The 14075-nt window shown below is 61.4% G+C and carries 16 protein-coding genes; 8 read left to right on the plus strand and 8 right to left on the minus strand.

Annotated elements, in window-relative coordinates:
- Positions 1 to 52 precede the first annotated feature (52 nt).
- Both GA829_RS23310 and GA829_RS23315 read right to left on the minus strand, forming a co-directional pair.
- Positions 53 to 982, minus strand: a complete 930-nt coding sequence (locus GA829_RS23310; protein ID WP_195174957.1) for a glutaminase — start codon at positions 980 to 982, stop codon at positions 53 to 55.
- A gap of 5 nt (positions 983 to 987) precedes the next feature.
- Entirely contained in the window at positions 988 to 2136 is a 1149-nt protein-coding gene (locus GA829_RS23315; protein ID WP_195174958.1) for a pyridoxal phosphate-dependent aminotransferase, read from the minus strand.
- A 145-nt stretch (positions 2137 to 2281) separates the two neighbouring features.
- Between GA829_RS23315 and GA829_RS23320 the strand changes: the two genes are divergently transcribed.
- From GA829_RS23320 to aat, 6 genes are all read left to right on the plus strand, one after another.
- The gene (locus GA829_RS23320; protein ID WP_195174959.1) at positions 2282 to 3676 is read left to right on the plus strand and encodes a M48 family metalloprotease; all 1395 of its coding nucleotides are present in this window, start codon (positions 2282 to 2284) and stop codon (positions 3674 to 3676) included.
- Between the two features lie 70 nt (positions 3677 to 3746).
- Positions 3747 to 4550: a DsbA family protein gene (locus tag GA829_RS23325; protein ID WP_195174960.1), complete on the plus strand. Its 804-nt coding sequence runs from the start codon at positions 3747 to 3749 to the stop codon at positions 4548 to 4550.
- Between the two features lie 135 nt (positions 4551 to 4685).
- Entirely contained in the window at positions 4686 to 5120 is a 435-nt protein-coding gene (aroQ, locus tag GA829_RS23330) for a type II 3-dehydroquinate dehydratase (RefSeq protein WP_195174961.1), read from the plus strand.
- 26 nt (positions 5121 to 5146) lie between these two features.
- Positions 5147 to 5605, plus strand: coding sequence for an acetyl-CoA carboxylase biotin carboxyl carrier protein (gene accB / locus GA829_RS23335; protein WP_195174962.1), 459 nt, complete (start codon positions 5147 to 5149; stop codon positions 5603 to 5605).
- Positions 5606 to 5615: 10 nt separating this feature from the next.
- Positions 5616 to 6959: an acetyl-CoA carboxylase biotin carboxylase subunit gene (accC, locus tag GA829_RS23340; RefSeq protein ID WP_195174963.1), complete on the plus strand. Its 1344-nt coding sequence runs from the start codon at positions 5616 to 5618 to the stop codon at positions 6957 to 6959.
- Between the two features lie 12 nt (positions 6960 to 6971).
- Positions 6972 to 7589, plus strand: coding sequence for a leucyl/phenylalanyl-tRNA--protein transferase (gene aat / locus GA829_RS23345; protein ID WP_195174964.1), 618 nt, complete (start codon positions 6972 to 6974; stop codon positions 7587 to 7589).
- A gap of 11 nt (positions 7590 to 7600) precedes the next feature.
- Here the strand turns inward: aat and GA829_RS23350 are convergent, their stop codons facing one another.
- The 3 genes from GA829_RS23350 to GA829_RS23360 all read right to left on the minus strand — a co-directional run bounded on the left by GA829_RS23350 (position 7601) and on the right by GA829_RS23360 (position 9113).
- Positions 7601 to 7987 carry a hypothetical protein gene (locus GA829_RS23350; protein ID WP_195174965.1) on the minus strand — a complete coding sequence of 129 codons (387 nt, stop codon included), beginning with the start codon at positions 7985 to 7987 and terminating at the stop codon, positions 7601 to 7603.
- Positions 7988 to 8056: 69 nt separating this feature from the next.
- Positions 8057 to 8602, minus strand: coding sequence for a DUF2155 domain-containing protein (locus GA829_RS23355; protein WP_195174966.1), 546 nt, complete (start codon positions 8600 to 8602; stop codon positions 8057 to 8059).
- 112 nt (positions 8603 to 8714) lie between these two features.
- The gene (locus GA829_RS23360) at positions 8715 to 9113 is read right to left on the minus strand and encodes an NADH:ubiquinone oxidoreductase subunit NDUFA12 (RefSeq protein WP_195174967.1); all 399 of its coding nucleotides are present in this window, start codon (positions 9111 to 9113) and stop codon (positions 8715 to 8717) included.
- Between the two features lie 252 nt (positions 9114 to 9365).
- Here GA829_RS23360 and panB point away from each other — a divergent pair, with 252 nt between their 5' ends.
- Both panB and panC read left to right on the plus strand, forming a co-directional pair.
- Positions 9366 to 10208 carry a 3-methyl-2-oxobutanoate hydroxymethyltransferase gene (gene panB, locus GA829_RS23365; protein ID WP_195174968.1) on the plus strand — a complete coding sequence of 281 codons (843 nt, stop codon included), beginning with the start codon at positions 9366 to 9368 and terminating at the stop codon, positions 10206 to 10208.
- Positions 10205 to 11056, plus strand: a complete 852-nt coding sequence (gene panC, locus GA829_RS23370) for a pantoate--beta-alanine ligase (protein WP_195174969.1) — start codon at positions 10205 to 10207, stop codon at positions 11054 to 11056. The genes panB and panC overlap by 4 nt, the downstream gene beginning before the upstream one ends.
- Positions 11057 to 11089: 33 nt before the next feature.
- Here the strand turns inward: panC and GA829_RS23375 are convergent, their stop codons facing one another.
- The 3 genes from GA829_RS23375 to gatB all read right to left on the minus strand — a co-directional run bounded on the left by GA829_RS23375 (position 11090) and on the right by gatB (position 13946).
- Complete coding sequence (locus GA829_RS23375; RefSeq protein ID WP_195174970.1) at positions 11090 to 11788, minus strand: AIM24 family protein; 699 nt, start codon at positions 11786 to 11788, stop codon at positions 11090 to 11092.
- Positions 11789 to 11953: 165 nt separating this feature from the next.
- Entirely contained in the window at positions 11954 to 12442 is a 489-nt protein-coding gene (locus GA829_RS23380) for a GNAT family N-acetyltransferase (RefSeq protein WP_195174971.1), read from the minus strand.
- Positions 12443 to 12446: 4 nt separating this feature from the next.
- Positions 12447 to 13946 (minus strand): Asp-tRNA(Asn)/Glu-tRNA(Gln) amidotransferase subunit GatB, encoded by a 1500-nt coding sequence (gene gatB / locus GA829_RS23385; protein WP_195174972.1) that lies wholly within the window; start codon positions 13944 to 13946, stop codon positions 12447 to 12449.
- Between the last annotated feature and the right edge of the window lie 129 nt (positions 13947 to 14075).

The following is a 14075-nucleotide window of genomic DNA, read 5'->3' on the forward strand; positions in this document are numbered from 1 at the left end:
GAAAGGCAGCGCGGGATTTTTCGTATCTTCCGCTCCAAGAGATCGCAGCCGGCTATGGCGCGAAGATCGACCAGTTCATCATCTTCGCCAGCTTCTCCAGAGCAATCGAGCCCAATTTGGAATTGCCGTTTGCGTTGAGGCCTGGCGACCAGACCGCGAGCGAGGCGACGCCCGGCACGATGCCCAATATGCCGCCGCCGACGCCGCTCTTGCCTGGAATGCCGACGCGGAACGCAAAGTCGCCCGAGCCGTCGTAGTGGCCGCAGGTCAGCATCATGGCGCCGATGCGGCGGGCCCGTTCGGCCGACACCACCGAATGCCCCGTCGCCGGGTTCTTGCCGCCATTGGCGAGGAACCTGCCGGCCATCGCCAGTTGCCGGCAGCTCATGGCAATGGCGCAATGATGGAAATAGACGCCCAGCGCGAGCTCCGGCGGATGATGGAGATTGCCGAAGGACTTCATGTAGTTGGCAAGGGCGAAATTGCGATAGCCGGTGGCGCGCTCGGAAGCCGCGACCTCGCGGTCGATGATGATCGTCTCGTCGTCAGCGAGGAACTGGATGAAACGAAGGATTTCGCCGATCGCCTCGCGTGGCTGGTGGCCAGCAAGCAGGATGTCGGAGATGACAATGGCGCCGGCATTGATGAACGGATTGCGCGGGATGCCGTTCTCATGCTCGAGCTGGACGATCGAATTGAACGGATTGCCCGACGGCTCGCGCCCGACCCGCTTCCACAAAGCGTCGCCGACATTGCCGAGCGCCAGAGTCAGCGTGAACACCTTCGAAATGCTCTGGATCGAAAAGGCCTGATCGGCATCGCCCGCCATCAGCACACGGCCGTCATTGGTGACGGCGGCAAGGCCAAACTTCTTCGGATCGACCTTGCCGAGCTGCGGAATGTAGGTGGCGACGTCGCCACGATCCGTCCGCTCCGCCATTTCGGCGGCGACTTCGGCCAGGGCCTGTTCAAGTTCCGGCATGGGCGCTACTTCAGCCAGCGTTCGATGCGCAACATGGCCTCGACCATGTCGTCATGGCTGCCGGCATAGGAGAAACGCATCGTACGGTGCCCAGCCAGGGTGTCGAAGTCGCGGCCGGGTGTCGCCGCCACGTGTGCCTCGGCTAACATCTTGCGGGCAAAGGCCATGCTGTCGTTGGTGTGCCTGGTGACATCGCAGAAAGCGTAGAAGGCGCCGTCCATCGGGGCAGCCAGCGGAAAGCCAAGCTCCGGCAGGCGCTGCATCAGCAGTTCGCGGTTCCAGGCATAGCGGCCCTTCACCGCCTCCAGCTCCTCAGTCGCCTTGAACGCCTCGATCGCGGCGATCTGCGACAGTTCGGGTGGCGAAATGTAGAGGCTCTGGGCGACACGTTCGACCGGGCGCACCAGTTCTTCCGGCAGCACCATCCAGCCGATGCGCCAGCCGGTCATGCAGTAGTATTTCGAAAACGAGTTGATCACGGTCACCCCGTTGCCATAGGCAAGCGCTGTCGTATCGGGCGCGGCATAGGCAAGCCGGTGATAGATTTCGTCGGAGATGACAGCGATGCCAAGTTCTTCCGCTGTCCTCACCAGTGTTGACAACTCATCAGCGGGGATGACCGCGCCGGTCGGGTTGGCCGGGCTGGCGAACAGCACGCCCTTCAGCGGTTTCTCGCTATGCGCGGCCTGCAGGTGCCCCGCATGCAGATAGGCCTCGCCGCCGAGCTCGATCTCGACAACCTCGATGCCGAGCGCCGCCATGATATTGCGATAGGCAGGGTAACCGGGCGCAGCGATGGCAACACGGTCGCCGGCATCGAACATCGCCAGGAAGGCCAGGTTGAAGGCGGCGGAAGATCCGGTGGTGACGGCGATTCGGCCTGGCGCCACTTCAAGCCCGTAGTGATCGGCATAGTGCTCGGCGATCGCCTTGCGCAAACCCGCCAGGCCCAACGTATCGGTGTAGCCGATGCGACCGATCTTCAGCGCGTTAACGGCAGCTTCCCTCACCCCGATCGGTGCCGGATCGGACGGTTGGCCGACAGCCATGGAAATGACTGGCGCACCCTGTGCCTTCAGGCGGTTTGCCTCAGCCAGAATGTCCATGGCATGGAACGGTTCGACATTGCCACGGCGTGAAAGCGAAACGGCCATTTTCATCTCATTTGCTCCGGCCGCCCGCACCACGCTTCGGCAGCCGCGCCGCACAAATGCCCGATTGATGTGAGGATCACAAGTTGAGGAAGTTTCCAGCGCCGACTTTTCATCTTTCGCCCGCTCGTCTACCAGTGGATACGCCATGTTGAGCCGACCCAGATCAGCGATTGCCGGGGCTGCGCGCGTCTTCGCGACGCTTTCGCTTGCCATGGCCACCGCGATCGCGGGTTCCGTCAACGCCTTCGCGCAGAACGTTCCGGTCGTGCGCGACGCCGAGATAGAGGCGCTGGTGCGCGACTACGCGCGGCCGATCTTCAAGGCAGCCGGGCTTGCCAATGACGGCATCGACATCGTGCTGGTCAACGACCAGAGCTTCAACGCCTTCGTCACCGGGCGTCGGCTGTTCATCAACACCGGCGCGTTGATGGCGGCTGAAACACCCAATGAGATCATCGGCGTCATCGCCCACGAAGCCGGCCATATCGCCGGCGGCCATCAGCAGAAGCTGCGCGACCAGCTCGAACGCGCCAAGACGATGGCCATCATCGCGACCCTGCTTGGCGCCGGTGCGATCGTCGCTGGTGCAACCACCAACAGCAAAGGCCTCGCTGGCGCCGGCATGGGTGTTGCGGCCGGCGGCGGCGAGATGGCGCAGCGCAGCATCCTTGCCTATCAGCGCACCGAGGAGATCACCGCCGATCGCTCGGCGATCACCTATCTCAACGCCACCGGTCAATCCGGTATGGGCATGCTGAAAACGTTTCACCGCTTCCAGACGGCGCTGTCGCTGTCAGGCGCGCAGGTCGATCCCTATCGGATCAGCCATCCAATGCCGCAGGATCGCATCGCCAATCTTGAAGTGCTGGTGAAGCAGAGCCCCAATGTCGACAAGCTCGATCCGCCGGCGCTGCAGCAGCGGCACGACATGATGCGGGTCAAGATCGCCGCCTACATGGAAGGCCAAGCCGCGGCCTCGAGGCTCATACGCAAGATGCCGGGCAGCCTCGCCGCGCAATATGGCGATGCGCAAACAGCCTACCTCTTCGGCGATATCGCCACCGCGCTTGCCAAGACCAATGCATTGATCAAGGCGCAGCCGAAAAACGCCTATTTCCAGGAATTGCGCGGCGATATCCTGATGAAGGCGAACAAGCCCAAGGATGCCGCGGAGGCCTATGCCAAGGCAGTCAGTCTCGATCCGGCGCGGTCCGGATTGCTGCCGGTTTCGCTCGGTCAGGCGCTGATGGCCATCGGCACGCCCGAATCCCTGAAAAAGGCCGTGGTGCAGATCAACAACGGACTGGCGCGCGACAAGGAAAATACCGCGGGCTATCGTTATCTCGCTCAGGCCTATGGCGAATTGGGTGATATTCCAGGAGCCGAACTTGCCACCGCCGAAGGTCACTTCTATTCCGGTGCCTACAAGGATGCGAAGATTTTCGCCATGCGCGCGCAGCAACAGATGAAACGCGGTGAGCCACGTTGGATTCGGGCTCAGGACATCATAAACTACACGCCATCAACCAAGATAAAGTGAACCTTCCGGCCGTGCGCGGCGACACAGCCAGACCATAGCTGGCCGGAAACAGGTAAAAAGGATCGACACCATGAAAAAGGCACTGCTGCTGAGCACAACGGGCGTCGCTGTCGCCTTGGCCATGCTGGCTTTCGGATTTGTCGCCGGGAGTCCTCAAATCGCAAAGGCCGGTACGGCGCAGCCTGTCGAGACGGCGGCGGCCGACACGAAGATTGACCGCACCGAGGTCGAAGGCATCATCCGCGACTATCTGTTGAAGAATCCCGAGGTTCTTCTCGAGGTGCAGGACGCGCTTGAGGCCAAGCAGAAGGAAGAGCAGCGCATCGCTCACCTCGGCGTGATCAAGAACGCCAAGGATCAGATTTTCAACTCGGCTTTTGACGGCGTTGTCGGAAACCCGAATGGCAAGGTCACCATCGTCGAGTTCTACGACTACAATTGCGGCTTCTGCAAACGCGCCATCGACGACATGAAGGCACTGACCAAGACCGATTCCGATCTGCGCTTCGTGCTGAAGGAATTTCCGATCCTCGGGCCGGATTCGCAGAAGGCGAGCGTCGTCTCCATGGCGTTCCACCTGATGATGCCGGAGAAATACGGCGAGTTCCACAACGCGCTGCTCGGCGGCCAGGGGCGCGCCACTGAAGCATCGGCGATCAAGATCGCGCTGTCGCTCGGCGCCGATGAGAAGACGTTGCACGAGAAGATGAAGGACCCGTCGATCACCGAAGCCTTCACCAAGACCTACGATCTGGCCAACAAGCTGGCGATCACCGGTACGCCGTCCTATGTGGTCGGCAACGAGGTAATTTTCGGTGCGCTCGGACAGGAAGTGCTGGCTGAAAAGATCGAAGCGGCGAAAGCCGCGCTCTGATTTTGCTCACGGGTACATTTCCGCCTGTTGTGGACAGTGAAAGAACGCACTTGCGCTCTTTTCGCGGGCGTCTATGCCCATTATAGAGGGTCCGGCGCGCGGGCTTGATGCCGGCGCCGTGAAAGGTCGGCTTTTTTGAAAACGGTTTTCGTCCTGAACGGTCCCAACCTCAACGCGCTTGGCAAGCGCGAGCCGGGGATTTATGGCGGCAAGACGCTGGCCGCCATCGCCGACGACTGCAAGCAAGCCGGCAAGGCCCTTGGCCTTGAGATTGATTTCCGCCAGTCTAACCATGAGGGTGACCTCGTCGACTGGATCCAGGAAGCCGGCGACAAAGCCGTCGGCATTGTCATCAATCCTGGGGCCTACAGCCACACATCCATCGCCATTCACGACGCCATCCGCGCCATCGCGCCGATGCCCGTCGCCGAAGTTCATCTTTCCAACATCCATGCGCGGGAATCATTCCGCCACGTCTCCATGGTCGCGCCGGTCGCCGTCGGCATGATCTGTGGCTTTGGGCCGCTCGGTTACACACTGGCGCTGCAAGCGCTGGCGGCACGCCTATGACCGGCCAACAAACAGAAGGCTCGAAAATGTCTATAAAGAAGACCGGTGTTGACCAGCAGCTGATCCGCGATCTCGCGGGCATCTTGAACGACACCAACCTGACCGAAATCGAAGTCGAGCTGGGTGACCTTAAGGTACGCGTGTCGCGGCAGGCGCCAGCCGTTCACGCGATCGCCGCACCGCAGCCGATCTATGCACAAGCCGCGGCACCGACTGCCGCCCTAGCGGCCCCGGCCGTGGCGGATCTTTCCAAGAATGCGGTCACCTCGCCGATGGTCGGAACCGCCTATCTGGCGCCATCGCCCGATGCCAAGGTTTTCATCGAGGTCGGCCAGAAGGTCAAGGAAGGCCAGACGCTACTGATCATCGAAGCGATGAAGACGATGAACCAGATTCCCTCGCCGCGCGCCGGAACGGTGACGGCGATCCTGTTCGAGGATTCGCAGCCGGTCGAATACGGCATGCCGCTCGTCGTGATCGAGTAGAGCGGACCGGATGTTCCAGAAAATCCTCATCGCCAATCGCGGCGAAATCGCCCTTCGGGTTCTGCGCGCCTGCAAGGAGCTCGGCATTCAGACCGTGGTGGTGCATTCGACCGCTGACGCCGATGCCATGCATGTCCGGCTGGCGGACGAGAGTGTGTGCATCGGCCCGCCGCCGTCGCGTGACAGCTACCTCAACATCCATCAGATCGTCGCGGCCTGTGAGATCACCGGCGCCGACGCCGTGCATCCGGGCTACGGGTTCCTGTCGGAGAACGCCAAGTTCGCCGACATCCTGGCCGCCCACAACATCACCTTCATCGGCCCGTCCGGCGATCACATCCGCATCATGGGTGACAAGATCGAGGCCAAGCGCACAGCAAAACGCCTCGGCATCCCTGTTGTGCCCGGGTCGGACGGCGCGGTCACCGATGAGAAGGAAGCCAGGCGCATTGCCGCCGATATCGGCTACCCCGTGATCATCAAGGCGTCAGCCGGCGGTGGCGGGCGCGGCATGAAGGTCGCACTGACCGAGGCCGATCTCGAGATCGCCTTGCAGACGGCGCGTACGGAAGCCGGTGCTGCTTTCGGCGACGATGCCGTCTACATCGAAAAATATCTGCAGAAGCCGCGCCATATCGAGGTGCAGGTGTTCGGTGACGGCTTTGGCCGCGGCGTGCATTTCGGCGAGCGCGACTGTTCGCTGCAGCGCCGCCACCAGAAGGTCTGGGAAGAGGCGCCCTCGCCGGCCCTCAATGCTGAAGAGCGGGCCCGCATCGGCGGCATCTGCGCCAATGCGATCGCCGATCTCGGCTATTCCGGCGCCGGCACGATCGAGTTCCTTTACGAGAATGGCGAGTTCTACTTCATCGAAATGAACACGCGCCTGCAGGTCGAGCATCCGGTAACGGAAGCGATCACCGGCATCGATCTCGTGCACGAGCAGATCCGCGTTGCCTCAGGTGGTGGACTTTCGGTCAAGCAGGAAGACATCAAGTTCAACGGCCATGCCATCGAATGCCGCATCAATGCCGAGGATCCGCGCAATTTCACGCCCTCGCCCGGCACGATCACGCATTTCCACACGCCTGGCGGCCTCGGCATCCGCGTCGATTCCGGCGTCTATTCCGGCTACAAGATCCCGCCTTACTACGACAGCCTGATCGGGAAATTGATCGTGCATGGCCGCAACCGTGTCGAATGCATGATGCGGCTCAGGCGTGCGCTGGACGAGTTCGTCGTCGATGGCATCAAGACGACGCTGCCGCTGTTCCGCGACCTCGTTGGCAATGCCGATATCGCCAATGGCGACTACGACATCCACTGGCTGGAAAAGTATCTGGCCAAAGAGGACTAGGTCAGGGACGCGATGACCCGCCCGTACGCGCCCGGCTATCGCATCCCCACCGACCTTCTGCTCAAGGCCTATGCCTCGGGCGTCTTTCCAATGGCGGAAAGTGCCGCGGACCCTGAAGTGTTCTGGGTCCGGCCGGAGACGCGCGGCATCATCCCTCTCGACGGTTTCCACACACCGAAGAGCTTAAAGAAGACGATCAGGAAGAACCTGTTCGACATCCGTTTCGATTTCGATTTCGAAGCGACGATCGACGCTTGCGCCGAACGGCGTGAGGAGCGCAATTCGACCTGGATTAATGCCCCGATCCGCGAAGCCTATGTGCAGTTGCATCGCATGGGGCATTGCCATTCGGTCGAAGCCTGGCACGAGCAGCGTCTGGTCGGCGGTCTCTATGGCGTGTCTCTGGGCCGGGTGTTCTTCGGCGAAAGCATGTTCTCCAAGGAAACGGACGCTTCGAAAACCTGCCTCGTGCACTTGGTCGAGCGCTTGAAGGCACGCGGCTTCGCTCTGCTCGATACGCAGTTCACCACCGAGCACCTCAAGCGCTTCGGCGCTGTCGACGTGCCGCGCGGCAAGTATGAGAAGATGCTCGCCGAAGCGCTGAAGGGCGAAGCGGTCTTTTTTCCCTGATTGCCTGCCCGTCAGCCTTTGGCGGCTGCTTCCAGCGGGGTTTGGGCGTGAAACATCATCTTCCAGCCGTTGACGCGATGGACATAGCCTGTGCTGACCAATGCGGCATAGGGCTCGCCGTTTTCCCGAGTTGCATGCGCTTCATAGGTCAGCATGACAATGTCGCTGCCCGGCTCAACCATGCCCTTGAGGTCGATCTTGAGGTCGCGCCAGCGGTTTGGCTTGCTGGCAGTCTCCGCCAGATCGGCATTGCTCATCGCTTGCGCCATTTTCGGGAAGGCAACGAGGCAGTCGGTGTCGACATTGGCTGCATAGAATGCGGAGTCGCCGGTCCAGAATCCTTGCTCGAGCTCAAGCAGCTCTTTCTTGCTGGCGGTGATCGGCTTCATGGCTGACATAGGAAACCCTCCATGCGCATTGATGCGCTCCCTGGCCAAACGTATGGAGGCCATGGCGGTTCCGAAGGATCAGTTGGTGTTGGTCGCATCCGGCTCGGCGGGCTCGGTTGTATCGGGAGCAGTCGCCTCAGGAGCAGCCGCGGGTTTCGGCTTGGCGGTGTCGGCTTTGGCCGAGGTGGGTGCAGGCACATCCGACTTCTGCTTGCAGGCCTTGAGCCAGACGTCATAAACGGCGTGCTCGACAGCGTTGAGGCCCGGGCTTTCGGCAAACATCCAGCCGGTGAAGATGCGGCGGATCTTTCTGTCGAGCGTGATCTCATCGACCTCGACAAAGGAATCGGTCTTCGGCTCTTCCGTCTGCGGCCGCGAATAGCAGACGCGCGGCGTCACTTGCAAAGCACCGAACTGCACAGTCTCGTCGACATAGACATCAAAGGTGATGATCCGGCCGGTGATCTTGTCGATGCCGGCGAATTCCGCGACAGGGTTGGTGATGCGTTCGGAGGTCGTGGGCGCGGTCGGTGCCGTGGCCGCGGCGAACGCCGTTGTGCTGAACGCAAGAACAGCAGCCGTGGCTGCCAGTCCGCCCATCGAGATTCGGCCGAAAACGCTCATGCAAAAATACCGGTGGTTGCGCCCGGGTGATTCCGTACACCAAGGCTAGTCGCCGCTGTCAGATGAGCAAGCTGCTAAACGTCAATTGTGGCGATAAAAGACCGGCTGCCGATCAAGAGCCCGGCGTCCAGGCGTCATAATCGCCGGTCACCTGCGGACGATGCTGATTGGTCAGCACGGAGCCCTTCGGACGATAGGCCGCAGGGCTGCCCGTCAGGTTCGGTTCATGCGGCTTTTGCCAGTCGCGCGGGCGGTAATCATCGCTCGGCGGTGCGGTATCGACGCGGTGATGCATCCAGCCATGCCAGCCTGGGGGAATCATCGAGGCTTCCGAGTAATTCTTGTAGATCACCCAGCGGCGGGTACGGCCTTCTGAATCGACACCGCCCTCATAGTAGACGTTGCCGACGTCGTCCTGCCCCACCCTTTTGCCGTGCCGCCAGGTATGGAGGCGCGTTCCCAGCGTCTGGCTGTTCCACCAGGTGAAAAACTGCAGAAGGAAAGTCTTCATCTCTGAACCCTCGCGCCGCCGGCGCCCGTTTCCTGCTTATGGCGTCAGGCCTTCGCGAAGGCAAGGGTTTTGCCGCAAGGACGATGCAAATGGCGGCGGTGACGCCGCACAAGCCCGTGATCCCAACGAGCCTGTTGTCGGGCTGGATAACAGTTGCGGGAAGCATGCTTGCCAAGCCGGTCCGGTGTTTCTAAAGGTCTGCCCGCCCCTCTGCTCTTGTCCAGGCGGTGGCGTTGACTGAGGGAGGTTGAATTGGCCCCAGAGTTGTCCGCCACAGACGCACGGATCAGTGTCGACGCCATTCGCGATCGCAAGGGCGGCGTGCCGATCGTTTGCCTCACGGCCTATACATATCCGATCGCCCGCCTGCTCGACGAACATGTCGACCTGCTGCTGGTCGGAGACAGTGTCGCCATGGTCCTGCATGGCTACAAGACGACACTCGGCGCTTCGCTCGAAATGATGATCGCCCATGGCCAGGCGGTGATGCGCGGCTCGGCCAGGGCCTGTGTCGTCATCGACATGCCCGCCGGCACATATGAAGACTCTGCGACGCAAGCCGTCGCCTCGGCGCGGCGTATCGTCGATGAAACCGGCTGCCAGGCGGTAAAGCTTGAGGGCGGCGTCGACGTTGCCGCGCAGATAGCGGCGATCGTCGCCGCAGGCATTCCAGTCATGGGACATATCGGCCTGCAGCCGCAATCCGTGGAAAGCGAAGGTGGCTACAAGATCAAGGGCCGGACCGAGGAGAACGTTGCGGCGCTGTTTCGCGATGCAACCGCTGTCGAACAGGCTGGTGCGTTTTCGGTGGTCATCGAGGGCACGGTCGAAAATGTCGCCGCTGACATCACCCGGCACATCTCCATTCCGACCGTCGGCATTGGCGCCAGCGGCGACTGCGACGGCCAGGTTCTGGTCACCGACGACATGATCGGCCTGACCGTCGACCGCGTACCCAAATTCGTCAAGCAATATGCCGATCTGCGCAGCGTGATCTCCGGCGCCGCCAAAGACTATGCAGCGGAGGTGCGAGACCGGACATTCCCCGGCCCTGGCCACGTCTTCACGGCGACATCTGGCAAGGACAAGGCATGAGCCAGCCCATCGTCGTCGAAAGCGTTGCCGCTCTTCGTGCGCAAGTCCGCGACTGGCGGCGCGATGGTCTCAGCATCGCCATGGTGCCAACCATGGGCGCGCTGCACGAAGGCCACATCTCCCTGGTCAGGGTCGCGCTTGAGAAGGCCGATCGCTGTGTTGTCTCGATCTTCGTCAATCCGGCGCAGTTCGCACCAGCCGAAGACCTCGACAAATATCCGCGCCAACTCGCCCGCGACCTCGATCTGCTGGCCGAGGCCAAAGCCAATCTCGCTTTCACACCGACGGTCGGTGACATGTATCCGGCCGGCTTTGCCACCAGGATTTCGGTCGGTGGCCCCTCATCCGGGCTGGAATCGGATTTTCGTCCGACTTTCTTCGATGGTGTCGCCACGGTCGTGGCAAAGCTCTTGCTGCAGGCAACGCCCGACCGGGCGATCTTTGGCGAAAAGGACTATCAGCAGCTTTGTGTCGTCAGGCAGCTTTGCCGGGATCTTGACTTGCCGGTGGACATCATCGGGGCGCCGACCGTACGCGACCGCCATGGTCTCGCGATGTCATCGCGCAACGCCTATCTCAGCGAGACCGAACTCAAGATCGCACGCCAGTTCAATGTGATCCTGCGTGAAACTGCCGTGGCACTTGCTGACGGCGCTGATCAGGCTGTCGCGACCGCTGCCGCGAGCCGGGCTCTCGCCACCGCTGGCTTCGACAAGATCGACTATGTCGAGGCGCGTGAAAGCCTGACGCTCGCGCCGTGGCGCAGGGATCGTGACGGACGCCTGCTTGCCGCAGCCTGGCTCGGCAAAACCAGGCTGATCGACAATATGGAGATATCCTCCACCTAGCCTCCCCGACCAGCGATCGATCGGAAGAGGCGCCTATTCCTCTGTTGGCATGTGCAGATACATCGACTGGATGCCCACCCGGCCCGGCCCGGTGAAGCGATTGACGATGAAATTCATATTGGCGCCGAAGAAGCCGCTGGAAAGACGATCGATCTTCGTCTCCATCTTGACCGACACATCCTTGAACAGCCAGCCACCAGGCTCGATGTCGATGGTCTCTCCGGCGGCGAGCGTCTTTTCGAAGACATTGCCGTAGCCGTGCAGCCAGACAATGCCGTCGCCGGCATCGCCGCGAAAGCGATCGATGAAGAAGCCGCTTTGGCCGAACAGCATCGTCGCTAGGCCACGCACACGCTCGAACGTGTAATCGACATTGCCGGTTGCCGCGAGGAACTGGTGTTCGCGCACCTGAACCTCTTCGCCGCGCCTGAGATGGATCGGCACGATATGGCCTGGACCGTCGCGGCTGAACGCAATGATACCCGCCCCCGAGGCCTCGGTGACGAAGATCTGCATTCCGGCCATCATTCGCTTCAACGCACCCTTCAGCGACTTCAGGGCAATGGTGATGGTCGAGTGCTTCCACAGCAGGATGTGGTGTTCGAAATAGACCGGCATCCGTGTCACATCGACGGACAAGACAGGCACCAGTTCGCCCGCTATGTGATAGGTGACACCGCCAAAGGTTTCGTCCGACACCTGCGTCGGCATTAGTTCCGGCAAGTCAGGCATGATGATCCCCCACGCCGCATGCATGCCATCGGCCAAATGCCGGTTCTTGCAGCAACGGCTCCAGCAGCTTTGCTGCCGGACTTTGGGGGCGTCAAACGAAAGGTGCTATCCGCAGGCCTGCTCTCAGGAACGTGATCTTGTGCCGAGCCGTCGAAGCGGCCGCACTCAGGCCGCAAGCACTCGTTCGTAGATCAGCGCAGGAATGCCGGTCCCGCCGTGATCGTCAACCCTGCCGGCCCGAACGAAGCCGTTCGCCTGGTAGAAGGCGATAGCGCGCGTGTTCTTTTCCTCGACTTCGAGCCGAATGGTGTGGGCTTCAGGAAAACTTTCGATGACCTCATCGAGCAGCATGCCGCCGATGCCCCGGCCCTGCATGTCGGGCAGAACATAGAGCTGCCTCAGCACAAGCACCTCGCCGCCATCGACGGCTTCGGCAAAGGCTATGCCGCCAATGCGCTTGCCGTCATCAGCGACGAGAAACTCGGTACTTGGCCGCGCCAGCCTCGCCTTCAGCGCCGCAACCGAGTGCCATTCACTGGTAATTTCCGTGACCTTCTCGACGCCGTATATGGCGTCGTAGGTTGCGTGCCACGTCTCGACCAGCAGCGCCCGGATGGCGACAAGATCACGTTCTCCGGCGGTGCGGACGAACATCGCCCTACTCGATCCCGAGCTTGGCCTTGACGAGATCGTTGACGGCCTGTGGGTTGGCCTTGCCCCCGGTCGCCTTCATCACCTGGCCAACGAACCAACCGGCCATTGTCGGCTTGGCGCGCGCCTGCTCGACCTTGTCAGGATTGGCCGCGATCACCTCGTCAACCGCCTTCTCGATGGCGCCGGTGTCGGTGACCTGCTTCATACCGCGGCTTTCGACCAGTACGCGCGGGTCACCACCCTCGTTCCAGACGATCTCGAACAGATCCTTGGCGATCTTGCCGGAAATGGTGCCATCCTTGATCAGATCAATGACCGCGCCAAGCTGATCGGGTGAAAGTGGAGCGTTTTCAATATCCTTGCCGGCCTTGTTCAAAGCACCGAGGAAATCGTTGATGACCCAGTTGGCGGCTAGCTTGCCGTCGCGTCCGGCGGCGACCTTCTCGAAATAGTCCGCGATCGCCTTTTCCGACACCAGGATCGCGGCGTCATAGGTCGACAGGCCGAGCGAGGAGATCAGCCGCGCCTTCTTGTCGTCCGGCAGTTCCGGCAGGTCTTTCGCCAACGCTTCGACATAGGCTTGGTCGAATTCGAGCGGCAAGAGATCGGGATCGGGGAAATAGCGATAGTCGTGCGCCTCTTCCTTCGAGCGCATCGAGCGCGTCTCGCCCTTGACGGCATCGTACAGCCGCGTTTCCTGGTCGATCTTGCCGCCGTCCTCCAGGATGGCGATCTGGCGGCGCGCCTCGAAGTCGATGGCCTGGCCGATGAAGCGGATCGAGTTCATGTTCTTGATCTCGCAACGGGTGCCGAACTCGCCGCCGGGCCGCCGGACCGAGACGTTGACGTCGGCGCGCAGCGAGCCTTCGTCCATGTTGCCGTCACAGGTACCGAGATAACGCATGATGGTGCGCAGCTTGGTGACGTAGGTCTTGGCCTCATCGCCGGAGCGCATGTCGGGTTTCGACACGATCTCCATCAGCGCCACGCCGGAGCGGTTGAGGTCGACATAGGACATGGTCGGGTGCTGGTCGTGGATCGACTTGCCGGCGTCCTGCTCCAGATGCAGGCGCTCGATACCGACTTCGATGTCCTCGAACTCGCCCTGGCGATCAGGACCAACCGAGATGATGACGGTGCCTTCACCGACAATCGGCTGCTTGAACTGCGATATCTGGTAGCCCTGCGGCAGGTCCGGATAGAAATAGTTCTTCCGGTCGAAAACCGACTTGTGATTGATCTGTGCCTTCAGCCCGAGGCCGGTACGGATCGCCTGCTTGACGCACTCTTCGTTGATGACCGGCAACATGCCCGGCATCGCCGCGTCGACAAGGCTGACATTGGCGTTGGGCGCGGCGCCGAAAGCCGTCGAGGCTCCGGAAAACAGCTTCGCCACCGAGGTGATCTGCGCGTGGACCTCGAGACCAATGATGATCTCCCAGTCGCCGGTGGCGCCGGAGATCAGGCGTTTGGCGTCGGGTGTGCGGGTGTCGATAAGGGACATGACGGCCTACATATTGGAACTGCGGACTATGCGTGAACGCATATCTTGGTGTGCAACTTCGCTAGTGCAAACCGCTGCATGAGACAAGCGCAAAGCCAGAGACTGGCGTTTTCGAACGGCTTCGGCTAC

This window comes from Mesorhizobium sp. INR15 (genome assembly GCF_015500075.1).
GTDB lineage: Bacteria > Pseudomonadota > Alphaproteobacteria > Rhizobiales > Rhizobiaceae > Mesorhizobium.

Bases quoted from the DNA above. Each gene is read 5' to 3' on its own strand.
- GA829_RS23375 (WP_195174970.1), bottom strand. From the start codon at position 11,788: ATGCCTGACTTGCCGGAACTAATGCCGACGCAGGTGTCGGACGAAACC.
- GA829_RS23350 (WP_195174965.1), bottom strand. From the start codon at position 7,987: ATGTCAGCCATGAAGCCGATCACCGCCAGCAAGAAAGAGCTGCTTGAG.
- panC (WP_195174969.1), top strand. From the start codon at position 10,205: ATGAGCCAGCCCATCGTCGTCGAAAGCGTTGCCGCTCTTCGTGCGCAA.
- GA829_RS23325 (WP_195174960.1), top strand. From the start codon at position 3,747: ATGAAAAAGGCACTGCTGCTGAGCACAACGGGCGTCGCTGTCGCCTTG.
- aat (WP_195174964.1), top strand. From the start codon at position 6,972: ATGACCCGCCCGTACGCGCCCGGCTATCGCATCCCCACCGACCTTCTG.
- gatB (WP_195174972.1), bottom strand. From the start codon at position 13,946: ATGTCCCTTATCGACACCCGCACACCCGACGCCAAACGCCTGATCTCC.
- GA829_RS23360 (WP_195174967.1), bottom strand. From the start codon at position 9,113: ATGAAGACTTTCCTTCTGCAGTTTTTCACCTGGTGGAACAGCCAGACG.
- GA829_RS23310 (WP_195174957.1), bottom strand. From the start codon at position 982: ATGCCGGAACTTGAACAGGCCCTGGCCGAAGTCGCCGCCGAAATGGCG.
- GA829_RS23355 (WP_195174966.1), bottom strand. From the start codon at position 8,602: ATGAGCGTTTTCGGCCGAATCTCGATGGGCGGACTGGCAGCCACGGCT.
- GA829_RS23320 (WP_195174959.1), top strand. From the start codon at position 2,282: ATGTTGAGCCGACCCAGATCAGCGATTGCCGGGGCTGCGCGCGTCTTC.
- accC (WP_195174963.1), top strand. From the start codon at position 5,616: ATGTTCCAGAAAATCCTCATCGCCAATCGCGGCGAAATCGCCCTTCGG.
- accB (WP_195174962.1), top strand. From the start codon at position 5,147: ATGTCTATAAAGAAGACCGGTGTTGACCAGCAGCTGATCCGCGATCTC.
- GA829_RS23315 (WP_195174958.1), bottom strand. From the start codon at position 2,136: ATGGCCGTTTCGCTTTCACGCCGTGGCAATGTCGAACCGTTCCATGCC.
- GA829_RS23380 (WP_195174971.1), bottom strand. From the start codon at position 12,442: ATGTTCGTCCGCACCGCCGGAGAACGTGATCTTGTCGCCATCCGGGCG.